The organism is Kitasatospora sp. MAA19 (genome assembly GCF_029894125.1).
GTDB lineage: Bacteria > Actinomycetota > Actinomycetes > Streptomycetales > Streptomycetaceae > Kitasatospora.
This window is the reverse complement of sequence record NZ_JARXYZ010000001.1, coordinates 636,003-647,951: the sequence shown is the minus strand read 5'-3', so window position 1 is coordinate 647,951 and position 11,949 is coordinate 636,003. Positions and strand designations below refer to the sequence as shown.

Sequence of the window (11,949 nt, the reverse complement as noted above, 5' to 3'; positions counted from 1 at the left end):
TCAGCCGGACGGGCGTAGACCATCCGGCCTACGCCCACCAGGAAGATCAACAGCTAGGCCAACCGGGTGCCGTACACCTAGATCGTGATAGTCCCGCGAAGCGCACCTGACATGGCCGGCGGGCCCACACGCACGATCGGGCCGGGACGAGAAGTCGGCGGGGCCGACTTCTGGTGGCGGGTGCGGGTGGGATGGCGGGGTGGTGTCGAACTGGTTGTCGGGGGTGGTGGGGGTGGACGGGTTAGTGTGGCCGGGCTGACTGGTGGTCATGACCGGGGACCGCCGACCCCTTGGCGGAGGTCCACGTGCCCGCACTGCTGGCGAGGGCGCGGCGGTGGTACCGGCGACTGCTGGACGGGGACGCGCGGGCGGAACGGAACGCGCTGGGTGTGCTGCTCGGGCTGACGGCGGTGCTGGGCCTGCTGCCGATCGCGCTGCCGTACAGCTGGCCGCCGTCCGCGCTGGTGCTGCCGCTGGTGGTCGGCGGGCTGCTGCTGCGGCGCGGGCAGTTGCTGGTGCTGGTGTGCGTGGCACTGGCGGGTGGTGTGCTGGGCGCGGTGGTGCAGGACCCGCGCGGGGTGCGGATCGGGGTGACCCTGGTGCTGGCCGCGACCGGGGTGACGGTGCTGGCCGCGAACCGGTTCCGGCACCAGCTGGGCCTGCGCGGGACGCAGGGCGATTCGATGCTGCTGGAGCTGGCCGAGCACACCCGGGCACTGGCCCGGCTTCCGGAGCGGCTGCTGGACTGGCACTTCGACAGTGCGCTGGCACCGGCCGGCGGCACCTCGTTCTCGGGGGACTTCCTGCTGTGCGCCCACCGTCCGGAGGAGGACCTGCTGGAGCTGGTGCTGGTGGACGTGTCGGGCAAGGGCAGCCGGGCGGCGGCCCGCTCGACGCACCTGTCGGGCGCGTTCGCGATGCTGCTGGGCCGGGTGCCGCCGGAGGCGTTCCTGCCGGCGGCCAACGACCACCTGATGCGGATGGGCTGGGAGGACGACTTCGCGACGGCCGTCCACCTCGCGCTGCGTCCGGCGACGGGCGACTACCGGCTGTTCAACGCCGGCCATCCGGCGCCCGCGCAGTACTGCCGGGCGGACGGCGGCGACTGGGAGCGGTCGGGCCACGGCGGCCCGGCGCTGGGCCTGGTGTCGGGCGCGCCGTATCCGGCGGTGTCGGGACGGCTGCGGCGCGGCGACTCGCTGCTGCTGTTCAGCGACGGCGTGGTGGAGGTGCCGGGCCGGGATCTGGACGAGGGGGTGGGCCGGCTGCTGGCCGCGGCCGAGCCGGTGGTGCGGACCTGGCGGACGCAGCAGCAGCTCACCCGGGGTGCCGCGGAGCGGCTGGTCCGGACGGTGGCGCCGGACGCGGCGGACGACCGGACGCTGGTGCTGGTGAGACGCCTGGGCCCCCATTCGGCCGCTCCAGCACCCGCTTGAGAAATGAGGTATTAAGAATTAAGTGCCCGTTCGGGCACCCCTAGGGCACCCACCCCCTCGGAGCGGAAGGCCGGGTATCCCGATGGACCTGACCTCGCCGTGGGCCTCCCCCTCCGAGGACGAGAGCCGGACGCCGCGCAGCAGTCCCACCGCCCGCAGCGCCATGCGCTGTGTGCGCTTATTACTCGGCTGCACCACCGCCGCCGACCTGCTCGGCACCGTCCTCGCCGAGGGCCCGGGCTGGATCACCGGCGAGGGATCCGCGCTCTACCTGCTGGATTCCGTCGGAATGCTCCGGCTGACCGCCTCGCACGGGCTTCCGGACTGGGCCCACGAGCGCTACAGCACCGTCGATCCGGCCAGTGACCTGCCCGCCGCGATGGCCCTGCGGCTGCGCCGCCCGTACCTGCTCAGCCCCGAGCACACCAGCATCGACTACCCGAACAAGAACGCCGGCATGGGCACCGGAATGGTCGCCGTGATCACCCTGCCGATGATCGTCGACGAGCGGCCGGTCGGCGTCCTCTCCCTCGCGCTGGCCCACCGGGGCACCGTCCCCCACCGCGACCTGGACGTCCTGGAGACCATCGGCGAGGCCTGCGCCCACCGACTGTCCCACCTGCTCGACCACGCGGACGCCCGAATACCCCGGGGCCCGGCCGAGGCGCCGCAGGACGGGGACGGGAGCCGCCCCGCCGGGCTGGCCCACCCGATGCTGTCGCTCGCCGTCCGGGCCGCCGGGCACGGTGCCTTCGAACGCGACCTGGTCACCGGGGAGAGCTACTGGGACGCCGCGGCGTTCCAGGTCACCGGCCAGCCCGCCACCGCCGACGGCTCCGCCCCGGAGCTGGACCGCATCGTCCACCCCGAGGACCTGCCGGACGTCCAGGCCGCGCTCGCCGAGGCGCTCGCCACCGGCGGGCGGTACCGGATCGAGTACCGGGTGCTGCGCCGGGGCGGCAAGGTGGCGCGGATCGAGGAGACCGGCGAGGTGATGCTGGACGTCCACGACCGGCCGGTCCGGGTCGCCGGGCTCCTCACCGACCGAGAACAGAGCCGCGCGCAGAGCCGGGAGCAGGGCCGGGAGCAGGGCCAGGAGCAGAACCGAGAGCAGCGCGGCACCCCCGCCGGGGCCCGGACGGCGCTGCTGCTCGCGCTCACCCGGGCGCTGTCGCGGGCGGTGACCGTCCGGGACGTCACCACCGCCGTCACCGACGTCGCCCGCCCCACCTTCGGCGCCGCCAGCATCGTGCTGGACCTGGTGGACGAGGGCCGGCTGCTGCCCGTCTCGCACACCGTGTACGGCGGGCCGCGCCGCACCGAGCTGACCCGCCTGGCGGACCTCTCCGAGGACGTGATGCAGCACGCGCTGACCCGCTCCGCCCCGCTGTTCAGCGAGCCCGGCGCGGGCCGGGTCCGGCACGGCCCGCTCACCCCTGCCGCCTGGGCGGTGCTGCCGCTGGTCGCCTCCGGGCGGCAGGTGGGCTCCTGCCTGATCACCTTCGCCACCGAGCGGGTGTTCAGCCGGGAGGACCGCACCCTGTACTCGGCCTTCGCCGGGATCCTCGCGCAGTCCCTGGAGCGGGCCCGGCTGTACGACACCCACCTGCACCGCGCCACCGAGCTGCAGCGCGCGATGCTGCCGCGTACCCTGCCCCGGCTGTCCGGCATCGCCAGCGCCGCCCGCTACCTGCCGAGCACCGAGGGCATGCAGATCGGCGGCGACTGGTACGACCTGCTGAAGCTGCCGGACGACCGGATCGGGCTGGTGATCGGCGACGTCCAGGGCCACAACGCGGAGGCGACGGCGGTGATGGGCCAGCTGCGCAGCGGCCTGCGGGCGTACGCGACGGACGGGCACGATCCGGCCGCCACGCTGGCCCGGACCAGCCGGCTGCTGACCGAGCTGGACACCGAGCTGTTCGCGACCTGCCTCTACCTGACCCTGGACCCGACCGACGGCGCGCTGACCGCGGCCCGGGCCGGGCATCCGGCGCCGGTGCGGATCGCGGACGCCAAGGCCGCCGAGCTGGACCTGCCGGGCGGGCCGCCGCTGGGCGTGGACCCGGGGCAGCCGTACCCGCTGGCGGTCGACCGGCTGTCGGTCGGCGAGACGCTGCTGGTGTACACCGACGGCCTGGTCGAGGACCGCGAGGAGGACTACGACGAGTCGGTGCAGCGGATGCTCGGCGGGCTGGAGCTGTGGGCCCGGCAGACCGGCCCGGCCCGGATCGGTGCGGCGCCCGCGCTGGAGCGGCTGGCCGACCTGCTCACGCTGAACGTGACCGAGCGGCGGTCCCGGCCGGACGACGTGGCGCTGCTGCTCCTGCACCGGACGTCGCCCCTTCCGTGACACCGTGCACACGCGCCCCACACATCCCAGGACGGGACTCGGCCATCCCCGTCTCTCCCGGACCTCGGGCCTCAGGGCCCCCACCGGGACCGAAGACCCGCAGGCCGTCCGGATCGCGGTCGAACGGCGCCGGTTTGACGCCGTATTGACTGGATATTGACGAGATCCGGTCACTTGGCGAGATCCGTTCACACCTTCGTAGGATCATCACCCTAGAATTCGCGGCGTGACGATGACTCAGTGGTGCGCAACGGCAACCGGCGTGCTCGCCGCCCTCGCCCTCGTGGCCACCGCGCGGTACCGCGCCGTATCCGTCACCCAGCGCCGCCGCGCCGACCGGCTGCGGCGCGACCTCGCCCGGCTCCAGGAGCAGCTCGGCGCCGAACTCTCCCGCCGGGGCGCCGAACTGGCCGCCGTCCAGCAGGAGCAGGAGCTCACCGCCTCCACCCAGCGGGCCTTCCTCAGCGTCGCCCGCCGCATCCTCGTCATGGCCCACGACCAGCAGGCCCTGCTCGACGAGATGGAGCGCACCCACGACGACCCGGCGCTGCTGGAGGGCCTGCTCAAGGCCGACCACGCCGCCGCCCAACAGGCCCGGCTGGCCCAGACCCTGGCCGTCCTGTGCGGCGCCCGGGCCGGACGGCACTGGCCCGAGCCGGTCTCGCTGGAGGACGTCGTGCGCGGCGCCCAGTCCCGCATCCTGCCGTTCCAGCGGGTGGTGGTGCGCAGCCGGATCGAGACCGCGGTGGTCGGCGCGGCCGCCGAGGCGCTGATCCACGCCATCGCCGAGCTGCTGGACAACGCCACCCGCTACTCCCCGCCCAGCACCCAGGTGTTCGTCACCCTGATGCCGGTGCACAACGGCGCCGTCATCGAGATCGACGACGGCGGCGTCGGCATGCCGGAACAGGCCGTCGCCAAGGCCGCCGCCGCGCTGGCCGGCGGCACCAGCCTGGAGGTCTCCCGGCTCGGCGAGGTGCCGCAGTTGGGCCTGGCCGCGGTCGGCCGGCTGGCCGAGCAGTACGGGTTCCGGGTCACCCTCAGCTCGGCGCCCTCGCCGTACGGGGGCGTCCGCGTCGTCGTGCTGCTGCCGAACGCCCTGCTCACCGAGCCGCTGCCGCCCACCGTCCCCGGCCTCGGCTTCGGCCTGGACGACCGGGCGTTCGGCGCCGGCCCCCGGCCGACCGGACACGCCGCGGAACACCCCCTGGTGGAGACCCCGCCGACCGGCCGACCCCCCGCGGCCGCCGGCACCCCGCCGCCGCTGCCCCGCCGGAGCCACCGGCGCGACCGCGCCAACCGCCCCGCCCAGCACGCCTCTCCCGCACCGCCGCCCGAACCGCCGTACCGCTCGGCCCGGGATGCGCAGGCGTTCATGGCGATGTTCCAGGCCGGGACCGCCAGCGGCCGATCGGCCGCCCGGGCCCAGGCCCAGCCCGACCCTTCCCTGCCCGCTTCCCCCCGACTTCCCCAGCGCTCCGGAGAGTTCCATGACCACCACCCCTGATCTCGGCTGGCTGCTCGCAGACATCGTCAACGTCCCCCAGGTCCAGCACGCCGTCGTCGTCTCCAACGACGGTCTGGAGATCGGCCGCAGCGCGAACATCGCGCGCGAGGACGCCGAACGGCTCGCCGCCGCCTGCTCCGGACTTCAGTCGCTGGCCCGCGGCGTCGCGACCGGCTTCGGCGGCCCGGGCAGCGCCACCCGCCAGATCATCGTCGAGTACGGCGGCGGCTACCTGTTCATCGTCGCCGCCGGGGCCGGCGCGCACCTGGCCGTGGTGACCAGCGAGTCGGTGGACGCCGGCCTGGTCGCGTACCAGATGCAGGTCCTGGTCGAACGGATCGGCAGCCACCTCACCAGCCCGCCGCGGGTCGACCACGCGGCGGGGGGCCACCGGTGAGCGGGCCCGTCCGCCCCTACGTCATCACCGGCGGCCGCAGCCGGTCGACCCGGGCCGAGTTGGCCATCGAAAGCCTGGTCAGCGCGTCGGCCGAGGCGCCGGAACTGCCCGAGCACGCGCTGCTCAACCGGGAGCACCGGCGCATCCTCACGCTCTGCCACAGCCTGCTGTCCATCGCCGAGGTGGCCGCCCACCTGGGGCTGCCGCTCGGCGTCGTCAAGGTGCTGGTCGGCGACCTCTGGGACCTCGGCGCCGTCCAGGTGCTCCCGCCCGTTCCGCAGGCCGAACGCCTGCCCGCAACCCTTCTGGAAGAGGTGCTCGTTGGCCTCCGCCAACTCCGCTGAAGCCGCCCCCGAGGCCACCTCCGGCCTGCCCGCCGAGCCGAGGTACCTGCCGTCCTCGGTCCAGGGCGCGGTGAAGATCCTGGTCACCGGCCCGTTCGGGGTCGGCAAGACCACGCTGGTCGGCTCGCTCAGCGAGATCACCCCGCTGCGCACCGAGGAGACGATGACCGCCGCCAGCAGCGGCATCGACGACCTCACCGGCCGCGGCGACAAGACCACCACCACGGTCGCGCTGGACTTCGGCCGGATCACGCTCAACCCCCGGCTCGCGCTGTACCTGTTCGGCACACCCGGGCAGCAGCGGTTCCGGCCGCTCTGGGACGACCTGTCGCGCGGCGCGCTCGGCGCCATCGCCATGGTCGACCTGCGCCGCCCGGACGAGAGCTTCGACGTGCTCGGCCGCCTGGAGGAGCAGCGGATCCCCTTCGCCGTGGCGGTCAACACCTTCCCGGACACGCCGAGTTACCCCGAGGACGAGCTGCGCTCGGCGCTCGACCTGCTGCCGGAGGTACCGATCCTGCACTGCGACGCCCGCGACCGGCGGCAGTCCTACGACCTGCTGATCGACTTCGTGGACCACCTGCACCGCAGCTCGCTCCTGGAGCTCCAGGGATGACCGCGCCCGAACCCGGCACCGCCTCCCCCGGCTGCCCGGTCCCGCACGGCGGCGGCCTGCCCGTCGGCGTCCCGCTGACCCCGCTGTACGGCGCCGCCGTGGCGGAGGACCCGCACGGCCTGTACGCCGAGCTGCGCCGGCGCTACGGCCCGGTCGCGCCGATCGAGCTGGAGCCCGGGGTCGAGGCCTGGCTCGTCCTCGGCTACGCCGAACTGCTCGAACTCACCCGCAACGAGGCGCTGTTCTCCAAGGACTCGCGCCGCTGGCGGGTGCCCGCCGAGGGCCGGCTGGCCCCCGACTCCCGGCTGCTGCCGATGACCTCCTGGCGGCCGACGCTGCTCAGCCTGGACGGCGCCGAGCACCAGCGACTGCGCGCCGCCGTCTCGGACACCCTCGCCCAGATCGACCACCGGCAGCTGCGCGAGACCACCGAGGCCTGCGCCAACGACCTCATCGACGGCTGGGGCCCGGACGGCACCGCCGACCTGATCGCCCAGTACGCCCGCCCGCTGCCGCTGCTGGTCTTCACCCAGCTGGTCGGCCTGCCCCGCGAGGCCGGGCCCCACCTGGTCGAGCTGATCAGCCACTTCGTGGACAGCGGCCCGAAGTCGGTGCGCGCCAGCGCCGAGTTCCAGGCGATCCTGGTCGACCTGGTCCGGCGCCGCCGGGCCGCCCCCAGCGCCGACCTCACGTCCTGGCTGCTCGCCCACCCGGCCGCGCTCACCGACGAGGAGGCGGTGCACCACCTGGTGGTGATGCTGGTCGCGGGCAACGAGACCTCCATCAACTGGACCGGCAACACGCTGCGGCTGCTGCTCACCGACCGCCGGTTCCGGGCCACCCTCACCGGCGGGCGGCTCACCGTCTCCGACGCGCTGGAGGAGGTGCTCTGGCGCGACCCGCCGACGCAGAACTTCCCGGGCCGCTGGGCCACCGGCGACACCGTCCTCGGCGGCCAGTACATCAGCGCCGGCGACATGCTCGTCCTCGGCCTGGCCGCGGCCAACGCCGACCCGGCCGCCCAGGGCCTCGCCTCGGCCGCGCAGGGCTCGCTCGGCGGCAACCGGGCCCACCTCGCCTGGGGCGCCGGACGGCACGTCTGCCCGGCCCAGCACCCGGCCCGGATCATCGTCGAGACCGCCGTCGAGACCCTGCTGCACCGCCTGCCCGACCTCCAACTCGCCGTCCCGCCGCACGATCTGGGCTGGCGCCCGTCCCCCTGGTCACGGGCCCTGCTCGGCCTGCCCGTGCTGTACAGCGCCTTCACCCCGCCCCGCCCGCCAGCCCCCGAGAGGCCCGCATGGACACCGCCGTCGACCCCCGACCCGAGCCCGTCAGACTCGACCCCTTCGGACGCGACCAGCACCGCGAGAACGCCCTCCTCCGGGCGGCCGGCCCCGCGGTCCTGGTGGAGCTCCCTGGCGGGGTGGTGGTCTGGGCGATAGCCCACCACGACACCCTGCAGGCGCTGCTCGCCGACCCCCGGGTGGGCAAGAACGCCCAGTTGTGGACGACCTTCCGGGAGGGCCGGCTGCCCGAGGGCTGGCCGCTGCTCAACTTCGTCACCGTGCCCGGCATGGTCACCGCCGACGGCGAGGACCACCGGCGACTGCGCGGCCTGGTCAGCCAGGCCTTCACCCCGCGCCGCATAGCCGACCTGGCGCCCGCGATCGAGGCCCGCACCGTCGCGCTGCTCGACGAGGTCGCCGAGCTGGACGGCGCGTTCGACCTGCGCGAGCACTTCGCCTACCCGCTGCCGATGCAGGTGATCGGCGAACTGCTCGGCCTGGCGCTGGAGCAGCAGGACGAACTGCACGAGCTGTCCGACATCCTGGTCTCCAGCTCCGCCACGCCGGCCGCGGCCGCGGCCGCGCAGCAGGCCCTGTACGCGCTGCTGGCCTCCGTGGTGGCGGCCAAGCGGGCCGAGCCCGGGGACGACCTCACCACCGACCTGATCTCCGCCCGCGAGGCCGGGGACCGGCTCAGCGAGGCCGAACTGGTCGGCACCCTGCTGCTGATGCTGGTCGCCGGGCACGAGACCACGCTCAACCTGATCACCAACGCCGTCCGGGCCCTGCTCGCCCACCCCGACCAGCTGCGGCTGGTGCTGTCCGGCGAGCAGTCGTGGTCGGCGGTCGTCGAGGAGACGCTGCGCTACGACTCGCCGGTCGGCCAGTTCCCGCTGCGCTACGCGACCGAGGACATCGAGGTCGGGGACGTGGTGATCCGGCGCGGCGAGGCGCTGCTCGCCTCGTACGCGGCGGTCGGCCGGGACGCCGCGCACTACCCGGACGCCGACCGCTTCGACATCACCCGGCAGCCCAACCGGCACCTGTCGCTCGGCCACGGCCCGCACTTCTGCCTCGGCTCCGGGCTGGCCCGGCTGGAGGCCGAGACCGCGCTGCGGCACCTGTTCGGGCGGTTCCCCGGGCTGGCCCTCGCCGAGGGCGAAACGCCGGAGCCGATCGGCTCCTTCATCAGCAACAGCGTGCGAACCCTGCGGGTGACGGTCTGAGCCGTCCGGTTACCTGAAGGCGGCCCGGGTCGTTCGGCAGTGCATGAAGAAACTCGCCACCCTGGCCGCCCTCACCATGGCGGGCCTCGCGCTCGCCGCCCCGGCGGCGTCCGCCACCACGCAGACCGCGAGCTCCCCGGACGCCACCGGGGGCCTCACCGACGGCCTCAACCTCTCCCCGGCCGACCTCGCCGTCCACGCCGCCGGCGAGCTGCCGGTGGTCGGCCACGCCGCCCAGGAGGTGGAGGCCGTCGGCACCAACCAGATGAGCCACCCGGGCCTCAGCGGGCAGCTCGGCTGAGGCCGGGGCCTGGGACGACCGGACCGGACCGACCGACCCCCGTACGGTCAGCCGTCCGGCCGTCCCAGGCCGTCCCGGGTCGGCCCGGGTCAGCCCGGGTCAGCCCGGGTCAGCCCCGGAAGAGTCCGTTCAGCTCCTGGTAGGTCAACCCGCCGTCGAGGGCGGTGTACGTGCCGCTCGCGTACACCTCCTCGGCGGCCCGGCGGACCGCCGCGTACGCCACCTTGGCCAGGCCCGGTCCGAGGCTGATCCGGGCCACCCCGAGCTCGGCCAGCTCGGCGACCGACGGGGTGCCTGGGGCGGCCAGCACGTTCAGCGGCGCCGGGACGGCCGCGACCAGGGCGGCGATCGTCTCCGGGTCGGCCACGCCGGGCACGAACACGCCGTCCGCGCCCGCCTCGACGTACGCCCGCAGTCGGCGGACAGCCTCGTCCAGCCGGCCCTCCGGCGCGCCCAGCCCGCGCAGGAACACGTCCGTGCGGCCGTTGACGAAGGCCGGGACACCGAAGGCGTCCGCCGCCGCCCGGGCCGCCGCGATCCGCTCGGCGGCCTCCTCCAGCGGGCGCTCCTCGTCCTCCAGGTTCACCCCGACCGCGCCGGTGGCGAGCAGCGCGGTGACGGTCTCGCCGACCCCGGCGGCGGTCGCCGCGTAGCCGCTCTCCAGGTCCGCGGTGACCGGCAGGTCCACCGCGCGGACCACCTGCGCGGTCCGCGCCAGCACCTGCTCACGGTCGGCGCCGCCGCCGTCCGGGCTGCCGAGCGACCAGGAGACGCTCGCGCTGGCCGTCGCCAGCGCCCGGGCCCCGGCGGCCGCCACCAGGCGGGCGCTCGCCGCGTCCCACACGTTCGCCAGCACCAGCGGGTCGCCCGGGCGGTGCAGGTCCCGGAGCAGCCGGGCCCGCTCCTGCTGGGTGCCCACGTCCGCGCGCCTCACTTCGCGGCCGGGCTGAGCCGGGAGGCCACGCCGATCCGGTTCCAGGCGTTGATGGTGGCGATCAGCGCGATCAGCTGGGCCAGCTCGGTCTCGTCGAACTGGGCGGCCGCCTCGGCGTAGACGGCGTCCGGCACGTGGCCCTGGGTCAGCAGGGTGACCGACTCGGTGAGGGCCAGCGCGGCCCGCTCCCGGGCGGTGAACCAGGAGGTCTCGCGCCAGGCCGGGAGGGAGAGCAGCCGGTGGTCCCGCTCGCCGTTCTTCACGGCGTCGGTGGAGTGCATGTCGATGCAGAAGGCGCAGCCGTTGATCATGGAGGCGTGCACCTTGACCAGCTCGGCGATCGTGGGATCGATACCCTGCCGGGAGGTGCGGTCCACCGCGACCATGGCCTGGTAGTAGTCGGGGGCCAGGCTGAACAGCGAGAGGCGCTGGGCGGGGGCCGGGACGGTGGCTTCGGTCGTCACATGCTCGTTCGTCGTCATGAGTCCAGCCTAGGAGCCGGGTGGACCTCTTCCCTGGTGCATTCGGGCCGCGAAACCCTGGGCCACTTCGGCCCGCGCCCGGCCGTCCGCCGAGTGTGGCACGGCGGGCGCGGAAAGGGGAGGCCCCGGGCGCGCACCCGCACTCCCGGCACGCGAACGGGAGTGCGAGGATCGACGGCGGGGGCACCACCGCGAGCGTCCCCGCCGGGCGAGCTCAGGGGGCCAGGATCGTGTGTACGGCGTTCGTCAGCATCGAACCGGGGGCGGCCGTGCCGGTGCTGCTCCTCTCCGTCCGGGACGAGTACCTCGGGCGGGCCTGGCTGCCGCCGGAGCACCACTGGCCGGACCGGCCCGGCCTGGTCGGCGGACTGGACCTCGCCGCCGGCGGCACCTGGCTGGCCGCCGACCCCGCCCGGCGGGTCGCCGCCTGCCTGCTGAACGGCTTCGGCCCGCCCGCCCCCGCCCACGCCCGGCTCTCCCGCGGCGAACTGCCGCTCACCGCCGTCCGGGACGGCGGGATCGGCCACCTCGACCTCACCCCCTACGACCCCTTCCACCTCGTCCTGGTCCGGCCGGACGGCGCCCGGGTCGCCGGCTGGGACGGCGGCCGGCTGGAGGAGCGCGAACTGCCGCCCGGCCTCAGCGTGGTGCTCAACGACGGGCTGGAGGGCGTGGCCGCGAACCGGACCGCCTCCGAGCGGGTCCGCTCGCTGATGGCCGCCCGCGCCGACCACTTCCGGGCCCGCCTCGCGGCTGCGCCCCGGCCGGAACCGACCGGCGACGGGCCGGCCGGGCAGGCCTGGGGCGCGTGGCTGCCGATCGTCGCGGGCGACGGGCTGGCGCTGGACGACGACGCGGCGCTGATCCAGCGGCGGGACTTCGGCGACGGGCGGATCTGGGGCTCCTCCTCGATCTCCCTGCTCGCCCTCGGGCCGGAGGGGCTGCGCTACGACTTCGCCCCCGCGCCGGTGGCGGCCGACGGCGGGGCGTGGCGGCGGGTGGCGCTCGGCCGAGCCGCCGGGGCGTCGTAGAAGCACTTGAACCTGACGCAGCGGGAGGCGGCA

The 11,949-nt window shown here is 75.0% G+C and carries 12 protein-coding genes; 10 read left to right on the top strand and 2 right to left on the bottom strand.

Going from position 1 to position 11,949, the window contains the following annotated elements:
• Nucleotides 1-305 precede the first annotated feature (305 nt).
• The 9 genes from P3T27_RS02950 to P3T27_RS02910 all read left to right on the top strand — a co-directional run bounded on the left by P3T27_RS02950 (nucleotide 306) and on the right by P3T27_RS02910 (nucleotide 9,469).
• Nucleotides 306-1,436, top strand: coding sequence for a PP2C family protein-serine/threonine phosphatase (locus tag P3T27_RS02950; RefSeq protein WP_280674084.1), 1,131 nt, complete (start codon nucleotides 306-308; stop codon nucleotides 1,434-1,436).
• Between the two features lie 82 nt (nucleotides 1,437-1,518).
• The gene (locus P3T27_RS02945) at nucleotides 1,519-3,789 is read left to right on the top strand and encodes a SpoIIE family protein phosphatase (RefSeq protein WP_280674083.1); all 2,271 of its coding nucleotides are present in this window, start codon (nucleotides 1,519-1,521) and stop codon (nucleotides 3,787-3,789) included.
• A gap of 232 nt (nucleotides 3,790-4,021) precedes the next feature.
• Nucleotides 4,022-5,296, top strand: a complete 1,275-nt coding sequence (locus P3T27_RS02940) for a sensor histidine kinase (protein ID WP_280674121.1) — start codon at nucleotides 4,022-4,024, stop codon at nucleotides 5,294-5,296.
• Complete coding sequence (locus tag P3T27_RS02935) at nucleotides 5,280-5,693, top strand: roadblock/LC7 domain-containing protein (RefSeq protein WP_280674082.1); 414 nt, start codon at nucleotides 5,280-5,282, stop codon at nucleotides 5,691-5,693. The genes P3T27_RS02940 and P3T27_RS02935 overlap by 17 nt, the downstream gene beginning before the upstream one ends.
• Nucleotides 5,690-6,037 (top strand): DUF742 domain-containing protein, encoded by a 348-nt coding sequence (locus P3T27_RS02930; protein WP_280674081.1) that lies wholly within the window; start codon nucleotides 5,690-5,692, stop codon nucleotides 6,035-6,037. Before P3T27_RS02935 ends, P3T27_RS02930 begins: the two co-directional genes overlap by 4 nt.
• A gap of 25 nt (nucleotides 6,038-6,062) precedes the next feature.
• Nucleotides 6,063-6,653: an ATP/GTP-binding protein gene (locus P3T27_RS02925; RefSeq protein ID WP_280674120.1), complete on the top strand. Its 591-nt coding sequence runs from the start codon at nucleotides 6,063-6,065 to the stop codon at nucleotides 6,651-6,653.
• On the top strand, nucleotides 6,650-8,098 hold the full coding sequence (locus P3T27_RS02920) for a cytochrome P450 (RefSeq protein WP_280674080.1): 1,449 nt from the start codon (nucleotides 6,650-6,652) through the stop codon (nucleotides 8,096-8,098). The genes P3T27_RS02925 and P3T27_RS02920 overlap by 4 nt, the downstream gene beginning before the upstream one ends.
• Complete coding sequence (locus tag P3T27_RS02915) at nucleotides 8,062-9,168, top strand: cytochrome P450 (protein ID WP_280674079.1); 1,107 nt, start codon at nucleotides 8,062-8,064, stop codon at nucleotides 9,166-9,168. The genes P3T27_RS02920 and P3T27_RS02915 overlap by 37 nt, the downstream gene beginning before the upstream one ends.
• Nucleotides 9,169-9,211: 43 nt before the next feature.
• Nucleotides 9,212-9,469, top strand: coding sequence for a hypothetical protein (locus tag P3T27_RS02910; protein WP_280674078.1), 258 nt, complete (start codon nucleotides 9,212-9,214; stop codon nucleotides 9,467-9,469).
• 109 nt (nucleotides 9,470-9,578) lie between these two features.
• On the opposite strand, the gene P3T27_RS02905 is transcribed toward P3T27_RS02910, so the two are convergent.
• Both P3T27_RS02905 and P3T27_RS02900 read right to left on the bottom strand, forming a co-directional pair.
• Nucleotides 9,579-10,388, bottom strand: a complete 810-nt coding sequence (locus P3T27_RS02905) for an isocitrate lyase/phosphoenolpyruvate mutase family protein (RefSeq protein ID WP_280674077.1) — start codon at nucleotides 10,386-10,388, stop codon at nucleotides 9,579-9,581.
• Between the two features lie 11 nt (nucleotides 10,389-10,399).
• Nucleotides 10,400-10,885 (bottom strand): carboxymuconolactone decarboxylase family protein, encoded by a 486-nt coding sequence (locus P3T27_RS02900; RefSeq protein WP_280674076.1) that lies wholly within the window; start codon nucleotides 10,883-10,885, stop codon nucleotides 10,400-10,402.
• 230 nt (nucleotides 10,886-11,115) lie between these two features.
• Between P3T27_RS02900 and P3T27_RS02895 the strand changes: the two genes are divergently transcribed.
• Nucleotides 11,116-11,916: an NRDE family protein gene (locus P3T27_RS02895; RefSeq protein ID WP_280674075.1), complete on the top strand. Its 801-nt coding sequence runs from the start codon at nucleotides 11,116-11,118 to the stop codon at nucleotides 11,914-11,916.
• The last annotated feature ends 33 nt before the right edge of the window (nucleotides 11,917-11,949 follow it).